We start from the raw sequence: 15974 nt of genomic DNA on the forward strand, positions 1-15974 counted from the left end.
AGCCGGACGAATTATCGTCCGGCTTTTTTTTGATGTAAATATGGATATTCAAACAAATATTGTCAACAAAGTTGCGCAAAGTGGGTTAGTCACAGTTGACTTGGCCAACTACCATCCTAAGGCAGACAATGTAGTATATGATATTAAGGATAATCTCTTCCATGGCTTGATTCTTAAAGAAAAGGACTTCCGCGAGTTCATTAAGACACACGACTGGTCGCAATACGCGGGTAAACATGTCGCCATTACGTGTACTGCCGATGCCATTGTTCCGACTTGGGCTTATATGTTATTGGCCAACAAATTGGAGCCCTATGCAACGACAGTTATTTTTGGGGATTCAGAAGAGTTATTACGCATTCAGTATGCTGCGGCAATTGAACAGATTGACATGGAACAATTTCGGGATCAACGTGTCGTTGTGAAAGGTTGTGGCGATACTTTTATTCCAGAGTCTACATTTGTACAGTTTACAGTAAAACTAAGTAAGGTTGCAAAAAGTATTATGTACGGTGAACCCTGTTCTACGGTCCCCGTATTTAAGCGGACACAGCCTAAATAAATCAGCTCAGAAATAAGTATAATTCATCGTCCATGAAGGTCTCATTAACTCCAAAAGTTAAATTTATTTGAATGAAATTAACATTTCTTTTTCAAACAAATTTCGTAAACTTACGTACATGAAACTTATATCGACTTTGCTCCTTTACTTATCCGTTATCGTAAGTACTGCTTTCGCTCAAGATTTACCGCATTTAAAAGAATCGGCATTTAAAGGTGGTGAGAAATTAAAATATAAACTCCGTTATGGCTTTATTTCAGCCGCAACAGGGACATTAACCGTTGAGGATACCAAGGACGGAGCTGGAAACCCTTCCTTTCATCTATATGCTGCCGGCAAAACAGCTGGCGCCTTTGCGATATATACCGTAAGAAATGAATACAACTCGTATATCAACAGCAAAACATTTTTACCGTATTATTATACAGAGAACATTCGTGAAGGAGGATATAGACGGAATGATAAGGTACGCTTCAACCAGGAGACAAATAGTGTTGTAGGTAATAAAGGGACTTTCAACTCGAAGGTAGATCAGACTTTCGACTTGCTTTCTTCCTATTATTTTGCCCGTAATCTAGATCTGTCGACTGTTAAACCAGGAGAATCTTTTAAGCTGACTTATTTTTTGAATGATGAGATTGCCACCTTAGGCATACAATATATTGGAATAGAAAAAATAAAAACAGAATTAGGCACTTTAGAATGTCTCAAATTCAGTCCTGAGATTAAACCGGGACGTATCTTTAAAAAAAATAGCAAGCTTTATCTGTGGGTAACCAATGATGGCAACCGTATTCCGGTCAAAGCCAATGTAGATATTCTCATCGGCTCGGTAACATTAGAATTACTCGAAGCCAGTGGATTAAAATACAAATTGGGACAAAAAGCAAGCTACTCAAAATAATTAGAATGATTGAAGTAGGAAATGTACTGGTGCACGAAGATCTAATCAACAATGACTTTGTGTGTAATTTATCAAAATGTAAAGGAATCTGTTGTATTGAAGGCGATTCAGGCGCACCTTTATTGGAGAGTGAAAAGGCTATATTAGAGGAGATTTATCCCAAAGTAAAACCCTATATGACCGAGAAAGGTATTGAAGCGATTGAAGAGCAAGGGAAGTATGTTGTCGATGTTGATGGCGATCTAACGACCACCTGTGTCGATGGGAATAAAGAATGTGCCTATGTGACCTGGGAAAATGGCATTACAAAATGCGCTATCGAAAAGGCGTACGAACTTGGCGAAGTCCATTGGCGCAAACCCGTTTCGTGTCACCTCTATCCTATCAGGACAACACATTATCCCGAATTCGACGTACTTCACTATGACCGTTGGCATATCTGTAAAGATGCATGCTCATTTGGCAAAGAATTACAGGTCCCTGTATTTAAATTTTTAAAGGATCCTCTCATCCGCACCTATGGTGAAGAATGGTACAAAAATCTTGAGAAAGCAGTCGAAGAGTTGTAACAAAATCACTATCTTTAAGCTTTAACTATTTTGGTATTTCACCCCAATTCATGTCAAAATTAAGAGAGATCCAACGCCCTATTGCCCACGAACTTGAGGCTTTTGAAAAAAAATTCAAAGCTTCAATGAAAAGCTCCGTCCCCTTATTGGATCGTATTACACAATACCTGATCAAACGTAAAGGCAAACAAATGCGGCCTATGTTTGTGTTCTTTTCTGCTGGTATATGCAACGGAATTAATGAGTCCACTTACCGAGGAGCTGCTCTCGTAGAATTGTTGCATACCGCCTCACTCGTACATGATGATGTGGTGGACAATTCCTATGAACGCAGAGGTTTTTTCTCCATCAATGCATTATGGAAAAATAAAATTGCTGTTTTGGTGGGTGATTTTCTGCTGTCTAGAGGCCTGCTCCTTTCTGTAAAACATCAGGATTATCACTTGTTAAAAATTGTCTCGGAAGCTGTGGATCAGATGAGCGAAGGTGAATTGCTTCAAATCGAAAAGGCCCGTAAACTGGATATTGAAGAATCTATTTATTTTGAGGTCATACGGAAGAAAACAGCGTCGCTGATTGCGTCTTGCTGTGCCTGTGGATCGGCTTCTTCCAATGCAGATCAGGAAACAATAGATAAGCTCCATCAATTTGGTGAAAAAATCGGAATTGCATTTCAAATTAAGGACGATTTATTCGACTTTGGGTTAGATGATGTCGGCAAACCGCTCGGCAATGACATCAAAGAGAAGAAAATGACCTTACCGCTAATCTATGCCTTGAATCAAGTAACTTCAAGTGAAAAGCGTAGGATCATTAATTTGATTAAAAACCATAATGAGGATGCACACAAAGTGGCCGAAGTCATTGCCTTTGTCCGCCAGAGCGGAGGGCTCGAATACGCTACAAATAAGATGCTGGAATACCAACAAGACGCTTTCCGGATTTTGGAAGACTTTCCCGACAGTGAATACAAAGCGGGGTTGGAGCAGCTGGTAAAATATACAACAGAAAGAAAAAAATAAAATGAGTCACGAATTAATGTTTTTTGGCGGATTCCTCATCTTTATTGCACTTATGCTAGCAATAGATCTAGGCTTATTCTCCAAAGGCGACAAACCTGTTAGCCTAAAGATGGCTAGCATCATGAGCGCCATCTGGGTCTTATTCTCATTGGGTTTCTATTGGCTTCTTCGTCACTATGGATTTGAACTACACAACATCCATGACTTAGACCACCTTCAGGAAATCATTACCAAACACCACCACGATATTAAAATCATTCCGGGTGATTTAGCGGCGAGTCTCGAGCTCTACAACAAAAATCTTGGGCTGGAATATCTCACCGGTTATGTTGTGGAATATGCCCTATCCGTAGATAATATCTTTGTGATGGTATTATTATTTACTTCTTTTGGGATTCCGGAGCGCTATTACCATAAAGTTTTGGTATGGGGAATTTTGGGCGCAATCATTATGCGTTTCTTATTTATTTTCCTTGGCGCTACCCTGATTGCTAAATTCGGCTGGATTCTATATGTTTTTGGTGCTTTTCTGGTCTTTACAGGTGTAAAAATGTTTATCAACCGTAACCAGGAAGAAGAAGTAGATCCACAGAACCACCCAGTTGTTAAATTCGCTTCCCGATACTTTAAGGTAACACCAAAATTAGATGGCGGGCACTTCTTCCATGTAGAGAACGGAGTGAAATATATGACGCCACTATTTCTTGTATTACTGGTCATAGAATTTACGGATTTGATTTTTGCTGTGGATTCTATCCCTGCAATTTTCTCGGTTACCAAAGATGCCTATGTTGTATTTTTCTCCAATATTTTTGCCATACTTGGATTGCGATCTATGTTCTTCCTTTTGGTCAATATTATCCACAAATTCCAATACCTCAAAGTAGGTTTAGCATTTTTGCTGGTCTTCATTGGTCTAAAGATGCTGCTGCATCACTGGTTGGCCGAAGTAGGTTTTACAACAACACATTCATTGATTGTTATTGTCAGCATACTTGCATTGAGTATCATTGCTTCGCTGCTTTTTCCAAAAAAGCCTTCACCGGCTGATTAAGCGATTATTGACAAGCTACCGGTGGTCATTGTCCGACAAGAAACACCGGTAATCAGCGCTAAATTATAAGCGATACAAAACACTATGGTCAGAAAGAAATTTCTGACCATTTCTATTTGATGTTAACATTTCTTATATATCCTATTCTCCAACAAAAGATTAGCAAAAAAATAGTAGATTTTTAAGAACAATTATTTTACAGAGGAATTTACCTTACTAAATTTAATTTATTTAATTTAGCACCACACTAAATTAACAAAATACTAACAATGAATTGGAATAAAACGATTGTACTAGCTGCTTCACTTTTCGCAGCTTCGTTCCAAGTACAAGCACAGGACAATTTGATCAATGCACTAAAAGCAAATCAAAATGACAATAGCAAATCTGGATTTACATTTACTGAAGTTATCAATCTAGGTAACACATCCATCAAAAACCAAGGTTCATCAGGTACTTGTTGGTCTTATTCAGGTAATTCTTTCCTGGAGTCAGAGATGATCCGTATGGGTAAAAAACCAGTTGAGATCTCCCAAATTTATACTGCGCGCAATACGTACTTAGACAAAGCTCGTACTTATGTACGCCTTCATGGTGGATTATCATTGGGTGAAGGTGGTCAATTCCATGATGTTTTGAACTCATTCCGTAAATACGGTACAATGCCGCAATCTGCTTACACAGGTCTTCACTACGGCACTACACGTAACAACTTTGGTGAAATGACAAATATGTTGGATGCGATGTTAGGAGCAGTAGTAAAAGGCAAAACATTAACGCCAAACTGGGAGAAAGCATATACCGCAGCGATGGATTCTTATCTTGGAGAAGTACCTGAGAAATTTGATTACAACGGTAAATCTTATACACCACGCACTTTTGCAGATCAGGTAATCGGTATCAATCCGGATGATTACGTTGGTATTGCTTCGGTAACTGACCATCCATACTATAGCCAATTCGTATTGTTGATTCCTGACAACTGGTCATTCGACCGTTTCTATAATGTTAAGATGAACGATTTAACGGACATCATTGACAATGCGTTACAAAAGGGCTATACTGTAGCTTGGGCAACTGACGTATCAGAAAAAGGCTTTTCTTGGAAAAACGGTGTAGCTTATGTGCCAGAAAAACCTTTCGAGGAAATGACAGATCAGGAAAAGTCAACGATGTTCGTTGGTCCTAAACCAGAGTTAAAAGTAACAGCGGAAGAAAGACAAAAAGCTTTCGACAACTGGCAAACTACAGATGACCACGGCATGCATATCGTAGGTCTTGTAAAAGATCAAAACGGAAAAGAGTATTACATCGTTAAAAACTCTTGGGGCACAACAAATGACTATCATGGTTATTTGTATGCGTCAAAAGAATTTGTACGTTATAAAACAACTTCTTTGATGTTACATAAAGACGGTCTAACAAAAGATTTAAAATCGAAGATAAATATCAAATAAGCGATTTATCAGTCCACGAAAACACCTCTGAAATTAATACTTCAGAGGTGTTTTTGTTTTCAGATTAATTTAATAACTTAAACATAATTATGAATCTTTTGTTGAGTGAGTATGAGAAGTATAATCGCATTATGCCTTACAATTTTATTCGGGAATTTGGCTCAGGCCCAGACCAAGGGGGTGAAATTTGTAGAAGGGTTGAGTTGGAAACAAATAAAGGAGCGGGCACAAGCTGAGAACAAGTTTATCTTCGTAGAGCTATTTGCAACCTGGTGTGGCCCATGCCAATATATGAGCAATGAGATCTTTCCCTTAGAGCAGGTGGGGCAGCCAATTAATCAGAACTTCATTAGTGTCAGGGTACAAATGGATTCCACAGAGTCCGACAATGCCAATGTCAAAAAATGGTATGCCGATGCGCGTGCTATTTCCAATGAATACAATATTCAATCCTTTCCCACATTTCTTATCTTTAATCCCAATGGGCAAGCGGTACACCGGATTGTCGGTGCAAGTGACGCTCCCGAATTTGTCGGTCATGTGATGGATGGACTCTATCCCGAAACACAGTATTACACGCTGTTAAAAAAATTCGAGAAAAGACCTCAAGATATTTATACAGCAAAGCAGATGCTGAAAGCAGCAAATATCGCTTACGATGAAAATACAGCACGAAAGGCAGAAAATACCTTAGCAAATTCATTGGGCACGGATGAACTATTCAAAAAAGAAAATGTCCATATTTTATTGGCGGCTGCCAAATTCACCAATTCAAAAGCTTTCAATCTTATTCGCAACAATAAAGAGAAAATTGATATTCTATTAGAGTCACCAGGTATTGCCAACCGTACTCTGGCAAATGTTGTCGTCAACGAATTATTTCAGATTAAAATAGATGCCAAACATGAACCCAACTGGGATAGTTATCAAAATGAACTTGCTGCAAAATATCCAGACATCGATTTCGTTCCGATGTTCAAGAAGATAAAAGCACACTACTACCTTCAGGTGAAGAATTATGTAGCCATGAAGAATACGATCAATGATTACCTTTCGTCAGAAGATTTTACTCCACATCAATTAAATACCTTTGCCTGGACTATTTTTAACAATAGTAGCGATGCTGCATGTATTGAATCCGCGTTAAGCTGGAGCAAGAAATCCATCATTGAAGATCCAAGCAGTGCATTCTTGGATACCTATGCAAACCTACTCTATAAGAAAGGAGAAAAAGAAAAAGCCATAAAGTGGCAAAACAAAGCTATTGAAATGGCCAGTGAGGACGATCGTCCTATCTATCAAGAAACACTGGACAAAATGATGAAAGGAATAAAAACTTGGGAGAACTAACCTTATCCCAACTAATGCGAACGATTAAATTAAAAATCTAAAATACCAACATTATGAAAAAATTGATTTTAATGCTATTTCTAATCCCTACCCTACTGTTTGCGCAAAGCGAGGGGGTCAAATTTGAGCATGGGCTCAACTGGAGTCAGATTAAAGAAAAAGCGGCTAAAGAAAACAAATTCATTTTTGTAGACTGTTTTACAACCTGGTGTGGCCCTTGTAAATATATGTCGAGTACTATCTTCCCACAAGCTAAAGTAGGTGATTTCTTCAATGCAAAGTTTATCAATGCAAAAATTCAGATGGATAAAACCAAGAATGATAATGAAGATGTAAAATCATGGTACGAAGAGGCCGACCGTTTTGCCAAAGATTATAAAGTTAGGGCATACCCAACTTTTCTGATCTTTGATTCAAAAGGTACCCTTGTTCATCGTATCGTTGGTGGCGGTGAAGCGGACGATTTTATAGCGAAAGCACAAAAATCACTTGATCCAAATACACAATATGAAACGCTATTAGCAAAATTTAATGCCGACCCAACTAATGTAAACATTGCTAAAAGTATGGCTATGGCAGCCAAAGAAGCTTATGATCAAGAGACACAGGCAAAAGCGGAAGGAGTCGTATTAGCGTCCTTGACTACAGATCAAATCTTTACAAAGGAGAATATCAATTTATTACTTTCGGCGGCAAATGTTGTCGATTCTAAGGCTTTTAATTTAATCAAAGATAACCCTGCTAAATTTGACGCCGTCAGTGAAAAAGTAAAAGCAAATGACTTCTTGTCCCAGCTGTTGGTTAGTAACGCCGTAAACACCAAAATCCGTGCAAAGGAAACGGTTGATTTCGCAAGCATAGAAAAAGAATTGGCGCAAAAATATCCAACTGTCAATACAGAAAAAGCAAGTCTCGAAATGCAACCACGTTATTACGGTTATACCAAAAATTACCCGGGCTTAAGAGATAGCTTCAATAAATATATTGCAAAATATGGTTCGACCATCACAGCAGCGGAATTGAACAACATGGCTTGGTCTATTTTTGAAAACTGCAATGATCCTGCCTGTTTAAAAGCAGCAGCGGAATGGAGTAAATTGTCCAATGAGAAAGAAAAAGATGCGCCGATGTATCTAGACACTTTTGCAAACATATTGTATCGCCTTGGAGAAAAAGAAAAAGCTATTAAAACGCAAGAAAAAGCAATTTCACTTATCACAGATGCTACCCAAAAAGAAGAATATGTAGCGACCTTACAAAAAATGAAAAAAGGTGAAAAGACTTGGCAATAAGAAGATATTCTAATCGTCGATGAATAAAAAAGCCGCGGTCAATAACTTGATCGCGGCTTTTTTATTCATTGCTCTACAAACAGTGCTTTGAACCAACAGATAATGCTTTGAGCACTGGAAAACTGTCTACTTACTTTAACTCTTTAATACCCATATTCCAGAGCGCGAAAGCATATTTATCAACTGTACTATTGATCAGAACTTCTGTTGACCGTCCAGCACCGTGGCCAGCTTTTGTCTCAATACGAATCAATACGGGGTTATCACACGCTTGCTTTGACTGCAGTTCGGAAGCAAACTTGTAGGAGTGCGCCGGTACCACCCGATCATCATGATCTCCGGTAAAGACCATCGTCGCAGGGTAACAAACCCCAGATTTCACATTATGCACCGGAGAATATGCTTTCAGATAATCAAACATTTCTTTGCTATCACTGACCGTACCATAATCATAGGACCAACCTGCACCAGCTGTGAAGGTATGATAACGCAACATGTCCAAAACACCAACCTCAGGCAGTGCGACCTTGGCTACTTTGGGATCTATTGTCATTGTTGCTCCAACGAGCAAGCCACCATTTGAGCCCCCCGATAAAGCAGTATACTCGGGTGATGTATAACCATTCTCCTGAAGATAATGTGCCGCGGCAATAAAATCGTTAAACACATTCAATTTGTTGAATTGTCTACCGCCATCATGCCATTTCTGACCATATTCACCCCCTCCGCGCAAATTCGGAACAGCATAAACACCACCATTGGCCAACCAAACTGCAACGGAAGTACTAAAGGCAGGTGTCAAGCTGATATTAAAGCCGCCATAACCATACACAATCGTCGGGTTTTTCCCATTTAAGACAATCCCCTTTTTGTACGTAATAATCATCGGAACCTTAGTACCATCTTTGGATGTGTAGAAAACCTGTTTCGATTCATACTGATCGGAATCAAATTTCACCTTAGGTTTGATATAAAGTGTAGACTGACCAGAATTTACGTCAAACTTATAACTTGAAGAAGGTGTAATGTAATTTGAAAAACCAAAATAGATTTCTTTTTCCTTTTTCTTACCCGAAAAACCACTCGCCGTACCCACACCAGGCAATTCTATTTGCCGAATCTTTTTACCCGTATAATCGTATTGAATCACAACCGAAACGGCATCTTTCAAATAGTTTGCAAAAAGATAGCCTCCACCCGTACTGATCGAAAGTACATTTTCAGTTTCTGGAATAACATCTTTCCAGTTCTCCTTTGCAGGATTCTTCAAATCAACTTTTACCAAACGGTTGTTGGCAGCCTTGTAGTTCGTCTCCAATAAGAAACTATCCCCAATATTGTCAACGACACCTGTATTTGCGTCAAAATGATCTTGTAAGCAGACAATCTTGCCGTTCGGCTGATTGAGATCTTGATAATAAAGTTCATTTCCTGTTGTCGTATTTGCAGCGGAAATAATCAGGTAACGTTGATCGTCTGTTAATGAAGCTCCTATATAACGTCTCGGTGTTTCAGGGCCACCAAAAATCAATTTATCTGTAGATTGGGCTGTTTTAAGTTTATGGTAGTATAATTTATGTTGGTCTGTTTTTTCAGAAAGTTCAGATCCTTTTGGTTTATCGTAACTCGAGTAATAAAAACCATCATTTCCTTTCCATGCAATACCAGAGAATTTGACATCCACTAGCGTTTCACCTACAGGCGACTTATCCTTGGCATTCAGTACAATGACTTTCCGCCAGTCTGATCCTCCTTCAGAAATAGAATAGGCGACTAAACTGCCATCCTTTGAAAACGAAACATCGGCCAATGAAGTTGATCCATCTTTCGAGAATGTATTTGGATCCAAGAAAACTTCTTCTCCTCCCGTCTCCCCTAGTTTACGATAAAGCACAGCATGTTGCTGTAAGCCGTTATTCTTAAAAAAATAAGTATATGCACCTTCCTTAAACGGAGTCCCTATTTTTTCATAATTCCATATTTCGGTTAATTGATCTTTTAATTTTGTACGGAATGGAATTGCATTCAAATAGTCAAAAGTCACTTTATTCTCTGCCTGTACCCAGTTTTTTGTCTCAGCTGAACGATCATCCTCCAACCAGCGGTAAGGATCTGCAATCTTTTCACCCCAAAATTCATCCACGACGGTTCCTTTATTTGTCTTCGGATATGTTAACTGTTGTCCATAACCGGTCGTCGCCGTACCTGCCATACCTATCATCATTAGAATAAGGCCAAAATTTTTGTTTATCATAAAAAATCGTCTACTTGTTTCAACCAACCTAAGTTTTATTCACTTAGCACCTGAAAATTCAATTTGAGTTGAATATAAATAAATTTATCGATCTCTTATCTTAAAATATACGATACACCTGCATTTTTTAACGCACAACAACCTATCCAGCAACATTATACACATATTTCTTTGCGGTATATTTTCATAGCAACCGAAATTTCTTTAGATTTATTTAAATCTTGAAAATATCACAACAATGTTTAAAAAAGTCATATATCTTTCTTTGTCAATTTCCATTCTTCAAATTGGAATAAGCGAAGCACAACAACTTTCCATAGATCAACAATATCGAGCCACTCCTACGAAGATCAACAATCTTGTCCACACCAAGCTGGATGTTCGTTTTGACTATACCAATCAATTCCTCAATGGAAAAGAGTGGATCACGTTACAACCCCATTTCTATCCAACAGATTCCCTTCGTCTCGACGCAAAAGGCATGGATATCAAACAGGTGTCGCTAGTCAATGGCCAACAATTGGTCCCTTTAAAGTATAGCTATGACAATAATTCCCTGCTGATCAAGCTGGACCGTAATTACGTTGCCAAGGAACAATATACAGTATACCTCGATTACACAGCAAAACCCAACTTATTAAAAGTTCAGGGCAGCGCAGCGATTAACGATGCTAAGGGACTATATTTTATCAACCCTGATGAACGCATGCCGAACAAACCTCGTCAAATATGGACACAAGGTGAGACGGAAGCATCATCAGCCTGGTTCCCGACGATTGATCGCCCCAACCAAAAGACTACAGCAGAAATCTCCATGACTGTTCTTGACAATTATGTAAGTTTATCGAACGGTGCATTGAGCAATCAACAGAAGAATAGTGATGGTACACGTACAGATACCTGGAAAATGGATTTACCACATGCCCCATATCTATTTATGATGGCCGTTGGTGATTTTAAAATCTATCAGGACAAATACAACAATATCCCCGTTGACTACTACCTTGAACCTAAATATGCGCCCTATGCCAAAGATATCTTCGGTAAGACACCAGCGATGATGGACTTCTACAGCAAGACTTTGGGTGTTCCTTACCCTTGGAATAAATATGCGCAGATTGTCTGTCGCGATTATGTCTCAGGCGCCATGGAAAATACAAGTGCAACACTACATGGCGAACATGTACAAAAGACGAAACGCGAATTGTTGGACGATAATCAGGAAGGAACGATTGCGCATGAACTATTTCACCAGTGGTTTGGTGATTTGGTCACAGCAGAATCTTGGTCCAATTTAACCATGAACGAATCTTTTGCCACTTTCGGCGAAGTTATCTGGCGTGAGCACGATGGCGGTAAAGATCGTGGCGATAAATCTAGATTTGAAAAACTCCAGTCCTATCTCAAATCGACTAAAAATGGGAAAAGCCCGACTTTAGCCCGTTATTATTATCATGATAAAGAAGATATGTTTGATAATATCAGCTATGCGAAAGGCTCATTGATTCTCTATGCCCTAAAAGAGCAAATGGGTGATGAAGCGTTCTATCAATCGTTGAAAAAATACTTGACAGACAATTCCTTTAAAACCGGCGAGCCGCAACAGCTCCGTCTAGCAATGGAAGAAGTGACCGGCAAAGACTGGGCTCCGTACTTCAATCAATGGTATTACCAAGGCGGACATCCAATTTTGAAGATCACAACAAGAAACGGAGAGAACAGTGTCATACTGAATGTAGCCCAAATTCAAGATTCTACGGTACAGACTTTCCAGCTTCCCTTGGCCGTCGATATCTACACCAAAAATGGGAAGATCAGACAGACATTTCAACTCAACAGGCGGAATGCCCAATTTATGATCCCGCTACCTGCTGCTGTTGAATTTATTGATATTGATCCCGAAAAAACACTCGTGGGTCAAATTCAAATCGATAAATCAGATGCCGACTATTTATATCAATATGAGCACGCCCCTACATTTGCCAACCGCGTCGGTGCGATTGCTTATGCCTCAAAAAATCCAACAAATACCATCAGCCAGCAAATCTTAACAAAAGCATTGGCGGATACCGATGCGGATCTTGCCGCAACAGCGATTCAAGGTCTCGATCTAAGCAATCCCGCGGTCCGCAAGTCAGCCGAAAAAACCATCTTGGCACTTGCAGAGAAGTCCGAAGCCTCTGTTATCCGTGCCTCTGCGATTCAAAAGCTTGCACAGACAAAAGATAAAAAATACAAAAATCTAATTCTGAATGCTGTAGCTGACAAATCCTATATGGTTATTGCAAGTTCAATCATGGCAATAAAAAGTGCTTATCCAGATCAACTTCAGCAGTCTTTGAAGCGCATTGATCCCGATGCTACGGAATATCTAAAAGCGCTGATCACCGAATTATCTAAATCATAGCAAAATATATTGTGGAGGCGAATTTTGTATTCGCCTCCATTTTTTTTAGTTTTGGCCACATGTCAACAAGAACAAAAATTTATTTTGCCTCCGACTTTCATCTTGGATCTTACCCCTTGGAACGTTCACGGGAAAGGGAGCTGCAAATTATACAGTGGCTGGACCAGATCAAAACAGATGCTGCACAGCTCTATCTTGTTGGTGATATTTTTGATTTCTGGTTTGAATATGCGACTGTTGTCCCAAAAGGCTATATCCGCTTTTTGGGTAAATTAGCCGAAATTGCAGATCTCGGCATTCCCATTACTTTATTTAAAGGCAACCACGATATGTGGATGTTTGATTACCTCAAAAAGGAATTAAATGTACGCATCATCGACAATGAGCTGGAGTTACATCTCAACGGAAAACATTTTTACATTCACCACGGCGATGGTTTAGGTTCGGGAGATTACAAATACAAGATACTCAAGAAAGTATTTCGGAGCCGTCTCTGTCAATGGCTATTTGCACGGTTGCACCCAAATCTCGGAATCGGAATCGCGACACGTTGGTCCAAACATAGCAGGCTTTCGAATAATGAGGACGAAAAGTTTCTGGGCGAAGACAAAGAATGGTTGATCGGTTATGCAAAGGAACTGGAGTCAACCCAACATCACGACTACTATATCTTTGGCCATAGACATCTTCCCTATGATGTTGAGCTGAACGCCAATAGTCGTATTCTAAATTTAGGGGAATGGATCAATTACCATACCTATGCAGTTTGGGATGGTGAAACTTTACGTTTGGAAAAATGGGCGAGCAAATCCTAATTTCTTTATCCGATTGCCTGAACGGTTATCACTTTTTAACGCCTGAAAGTGCTGCAAAATTGGAGCAGGTGAGTAAGAAAATTACGGCGAAAAGAAATAGCCTGTTGATCGAACAGGACAAAATTCAAAAAGACATCTATTTTCTGGCTTCAGGATTAGCCCGCGTTTACTACGAGACGGCCAACCGCCAGATTACCCTGGATTTTGTTTCACCCGGTGGAACACTCATATCCATGAATAGTTATGTCCATGATACCCCAGGTTATGAAAACATAGACCTTTTGGAGGATAGTGTTGTTTATCAGATAGACCAAAAGCAACTTTTTGACCTCTACGAAAGTGATATTGCCATTGCAAACTGGGGAAGAAAGATGGCTGAACTTGAATTCATCAAGGCCGAACAACGAACCATGTCCAAGCTCTTTAATACTGCCCAAGAGCGCTATGCCGAGTTACTTCAAAAATACCCCCAATATATCCAGCGGATCAAACTTGGTTACATCGCCTCCTATCTCGGCGTCAGTCAAGTTACCTTAAGTCGGATTCGCGCAACTATTCACACAAATTTTTAACATTTGTAAAAATTATTATCGGCCAAAAGCTGGAACTTTGTACCAAAATAAAAAATAGAAAACGATATGAACTGGATATTTTTAATATTGGGCGGATTATGTGAAATTGGTTTCACCACGTGTTTGGGTAAAGCCAAGGATGCAACCGGGAATGGGCAATGGTTCTGGTATGGTGCCTTTGTTGTATTCCTATTTGCAAGTATGGGCTTATTGATCAAAGCCACACAGACACTTCCCTTGGGCACCGCTTATGCTGTTTGGACCGGAATAGGTGCGGTAGGTACTGTTTTAATGGGGATCTTCTTCTTTAAGGAGCCAGCAGATTTCTGGCGCATATTCTTTATTTTCACGCTGATTGCTTCCATCGTAGGACTAAAAGCAGTTTCCTCTCATTAATAGCAGGCTAGGTTGTTTAAAAGCAACAAAATTTCCTTACTTTTGTACACTCAATAGTAATCTAGGTCATACATTCCTAGAAGAAGCATTTTTGATATATGTTAGACAAATTACAAGCGATAAAAGAAAGATGGGAAGAAGTGGAAGCTGAATTGAGCAACCCTGATACCATGCAAGATATGAAACGTTTTGCCAAATTGAATAAAGAGTACAAAGATTTGGGCAAAATTGTGGACCAATACCATATTTACAAAAATATGGTGAGTAATATTGATACCAATAAGGACATCATCATGAACGAGAAGGATCAAGAACTTCGTGAGATGGCCAAAGAGGAATTGGATCTTTTATACGTAGCAAAAGAAGAAAAAGAAGAAGAAATTCGCCTAATGCTTATTCCGAAGGATCCTGAAGATGCGAAAAATGCCATTATCGAAATTCGTGGTGGATCAGGTGGTGATGAAGCAGCCTTATTTGCGGGTGACCTTTACCGCATGTACACACGTTATTTCGAAACCAAAGGCTGGCGCAACGAAGTAATGGACGTTACCGAAGGAACCTCTGGCGGTTACAAGGAGGTGATTTTAAAAGTTATCGGTGAAGACGTTTACGGACAATTGAAATACGAATCAGGAGTACATCGTGTACAACGCGTTCCGGATACCGAAACTCAAGGCCGTGTACATACTTCTGCGGCATCTGTTGCAGTTCTTCCTGAAGCTGAAGATGTCGATGTTGAGATCAATCCTGGTGATATAGAATTACAGACATCCCGTTCGGGTGGTGCTGGTGGACAGAACGTCAACAAGGTCGAAACAAAGGTACAGTTGACGCATAAACCGACGGGTATCGTTGTTGTTTGTCAGGTAGAACGTTCCCAATTAGCCAACCGTGAGTTAGCGATGGAGATGTTGCGGAACAAACTTTATGAGCTCGAGTTGAACAAAAAGAACGGCGACATCGCTGCAAAAAGAAAAACTTTGGTTTCTACAGGAGACCGTTCGGCAAAAATTCGCACATATAACTACCCTCAAGGTCGCGTAACGGAGCACCGTATTGGAATGACGATGTACAACTTACCGGCAATTATGGACGGTGATATTCAAGGAATTATCGATGCATTGCAGTTTGCTGAGAATGCAGAGAAGATGAAAGATGGCCAAGTAGATTAGTTTTTTTTCAAAAAATCTTTGCAGATACGTAAACAAACGCTATATTTGCACACCTTCTGAGGAGAAGGGTTGAGGTCTGGTAGTTCAGCTGGTTAGAATACATGCCTGTCACGCATGGGGTCGCGGGTTCGAGTCCCGTCCAGACCGC

14 protein-coding genes and 1 tRNA gene are annotated in these 15974 nt (G+C 39.7%); 14 read left to right on the forward strand and 1 reads right to left on the reverse strand.

The window, feature by feature from the left end; all coding sequences use genetic code 11:
• The first annotated feature begins 40 nt into the window (after window positions 1-40).
• The 8 genes from IQ31_RS17625 (at window position 41) to IQ31_RS17660 (ending at window position 8210) form a co-directional block, all read left to right on the forward strand.
• Window positions 41-562: a DUF2480 family protein gene (locus tag IQ31_RS17625; RefSeq protein WP_075990973.1), complete on the forward strand. Its 522-nt coding sequence runs from the start codon at window positions 41-43 to the stop codon at window positions 560-562.
• A 118-nt stretch (window positions 563-680) separates the two neighbouring features.
• On the forward strand, window positions 681-1466 hold the full coding sequence (locus tag IQ31_RS17630) for a DUF3108 domain-containing protein (protein ID WP_070563318.1): 786 nt from the start codon (window positions 681-683) through the stop codon (window positions 1464-1466).
• Between the two features lie 5 nt (window positions 1467-1471).
• Window positions 1472-2035, forward strand: coding sequence for a DUF3109 family protein (locus IQ31_RS17635; RefSeq protein WP_046672325.1), 564 nt, complete (start codon window positions 1472-1474; stop codon window positions 2033-2035).
• A 50-nt stretch (window positions 2036-2085) separates the two neighbouring features.
• Window positions 2086-3057 (forward strand): polyprenyl synthetase family protein, encoded by a 972-nt coding sequence (locus tag IQ31_RS17640; protein ID WP_075990972.1) that lies wholly within the window; start codon window positions 2086-2088, stop codon window positions 3055-3057.
• Between the two features lies 1 nt (window position 3058).
• Entirely contained in the window at window positions 3059-4111 is a 1053-nt protein-coding gene (locus IQ31_RS17645) for a TerC family protein (RefSeq protein WP_075990971.1), read from the forward strand.
• Window positions 4112-4380: 269 nt separating this feature from the next.
• Window positions 4381-5568: a C1 family peptidase gene (locus tag IQ31_RS17650; protein ID WP_120333595.1), complete on the forward strand. Its 1188-nt coding sequence runs from the start codon at window positions 4381-4383 to the stop codon at window positions 5566-5568.
• Window positions 5569-5679: 111 nt separating this feature from the next.
• Window positions 5680-6918 (forward strand): thioredoxin family protein, encoded by a 1239-nt coding sequence (locus IQ31_RS17655; protein ID WP_075990969.1) that lies wholly within the window; start codon window positions 5680-5682, stop codon window positions 6916-6918.
• Between the two features lie 53 nt (window positions 6919-6971).
• Window positions 6972-8210, forward strand: a complete 1239-nt coding sequence (locus tag IQ31_RS17660; RefSeq protein WP_145328927.1) for a thioredoxin family protein — start codon at window positions 6972-6974, stop codon at window positions 8208-8210.
• A 130-nt stretch (window positions 8211-8340) separates the two neighbouring features.
• Here IQ31_RS17660 and IQ31_RS17665 read toward each other — a convergent pair whose 3' ends face one another.
• The gene (locus IQ31_RS17665) at window positions 8341-10464 is read right to left on the reverse strand and encodes a prolyl oligopeptidase family serine peptidase (RefSeq protein ID WP_145328929.1); all 2124 of its coding nucleotides are present in this window, start codon (window positions 10462-10464) and stop codon (window positions 8341-8343) included.
• A gap of 238 nt (window positions 10465-10702) precedes the next feature.
• Here IQ31_RS17665 and IQ31_RS17670 point away from each other — a divergent pair, with 238 nt between their 5' ends.
• The 6 genes from IQ31_RS17670 (at window position 10703) to IQ31_RS17695 (ending at window position 15973) form a co-directional block, all read left to right on the forward strand.
• On the forward strand, window positions 10703-12871 hold the full coding sequence (locus IQ31_RS17670) for a M1 family aminopeptidase (RefSeq protein WP_088160159.1): 2169 nt from the start codon (window positions 10703-10705) through the stop codon (window positions 12869-12871).
• A gap of 59 nt (window positions 12872-12930) precedes the next feature.
• Window positions 12931-13686 carry a UDP-2,3-diacylglucosamine diphosphatase gene (locus IQ31_RS17675; protein ID WP_088160158.1) on the forward strand — a complete coding sequence of 252 codons (756 nt, stop codon included), beginning with the start codon at window positions 12931-12933 and terminating at the stop codon, window positions 13684-13686.
• A complete protein-coding gene (locus IQ31_RS17680; RefSeq protein ID WP_088160157.1) occupies window positions 13668-14258 on the forward strand; it encodes a Crp/Fnr family transcriptional regulator in 591 nt (196 codons plus the stop codon). Before IQ31_RS17675 ends, IQ31_RS17680 begins: the two co-directional genes overlap by 19 nt.
• A gap of 66 nt (window positions 14259-14324) precedes the next feature.
• Window positions 14325-14654 (forward strand): DMT family transporter, encoded by a 330-nt coding sequence (locus tag IQ31_RS17685; protein ID WP_075990964.1) that lies wholly within the window; start codon window positions 14325-14327, stop codon window positions 14652-14654.
• 98 nt (window positions 14655-14752) lie between these two features.
• The gene (prfA, locus tag IQ31_RS17690; RefSeq protein WP_046672315.1) at window positions 14753-15826 is read left to right on the forward strand and encodes a peptide chain release factor 1; all 1074 of its coding nucleotides are present in this window, start codon (window positions 14753-14755) and stop codon (window positions 15824-15826) included.
• Window positions 15827-15899: 73 nt separating this feature from the next.
• Window positions 15900-15973 (forward strand) — tRNA-Asp (locus IQ31_RS17695).
• Window position 15974: the final 1 nt, after the last annotated feature.

The organism is Sphingobacterium siyangense, assembly GCF_007830445.1.
GTDB classification, from domain to species: domain Bacteria; phylum Bacteroidota; class Bacteroidia; order Sphingobacteriales; family Sphingobacteriaceae; genus Sphingobacterium; species Sphingobacterium siyangense.

Coding starts and splice junctions, on each gene's coding strand:
- IQ31_RS17625 (WP_075990973.1), top strand. CDS start 41: ATGGATATTCAAACAAATATTGTCAACAAAGTTGCGCAAAGTGGGTTA.
- IQ31_RS17630 (WP_070563318.1), top strand. CDS start 681: ATGAAACTTATATCGACTTTGCTCCTTTACTTATCCGTTATCGTAAGT.
- IQ31_RS17635 (WP_046672325.1), top strand. CDS start 1,472: ATGATTGAAGTAGGAAATGTACTGGTGCACGAAGATCTAATCAACAAT.
- IQ31_RS17640 (WP_075990972.1), top strand. CDS start 2,086: ATGTCAAAATTAAGAGAGATCCAACGCCCTATTGCCCACGAACTTGAG.
- IQ31_RS17645 (WP_075990971.1), top strand. CDS start 3,059: ATGAGTCACGAATTAATGTTTTTTGGCGGATTCCTCATCTTTATTGCA.
- IQ31_RS17650 (WP_120333595.1), top strand. CDS start 4,381: ATGAATTGGAATAAAACGATTGTACTAGCTGCTTCACTTTTCGCAGCT.
- IQ31_RS17655 (WP_075990969.1), top strand. CDS start 5,680: ATGAGAAGTATAATCGCATTATGCCTTACAATTTTATTCGGGAATTTG.
- IQ31_RS17660 (WP_145328927.1), top strand. CDS start 6,972: ATGAAAAAATTGATTTTAATGCTATTTCTAATCCCTACCCTACTGTTT.
- IQ31_RS17665 (WP_145328929.1), bottom strand. CDS start 10,464: ATGATAAACAAAAATTTTGGCCTTATTCTAATGATGATAGGTATGGCA.
- IQ31_RS17670 (WP_088160159.1), top strand. CDS start 10,703: ATGTTTAAAAAAGTCATATATCTTTCTTTGTCAATTTCCATTCTTCAA.
- IQ31_RS17675 (WP_088160158.1), top strand. CDS start 12,931: ATGTCAACAAGAACAAAAATTTATTTTGCCTCCGACTTTCATCTTGGA.
- IQ31_RS17680 (WP_088160157.1), top strand. CDS start 13,668: ATGGGCGAGCAAATCCTAATTTCTTTATCCGATTGCCTGAACGGTTAT.
- IQ31_RS17685 (WP_075990964.1), top strand. CDS start 14,325: ATGAACTGGATATTTTTAATATTGGGCGGATTATGTGAAATTGGTTTC.
- prfA (WP_046672315.1), top strand. CDS start 14,753: ATGTTAGACAAATTACAAGCGATAAAAGAAAGATGGGAAGAAGTGGAA.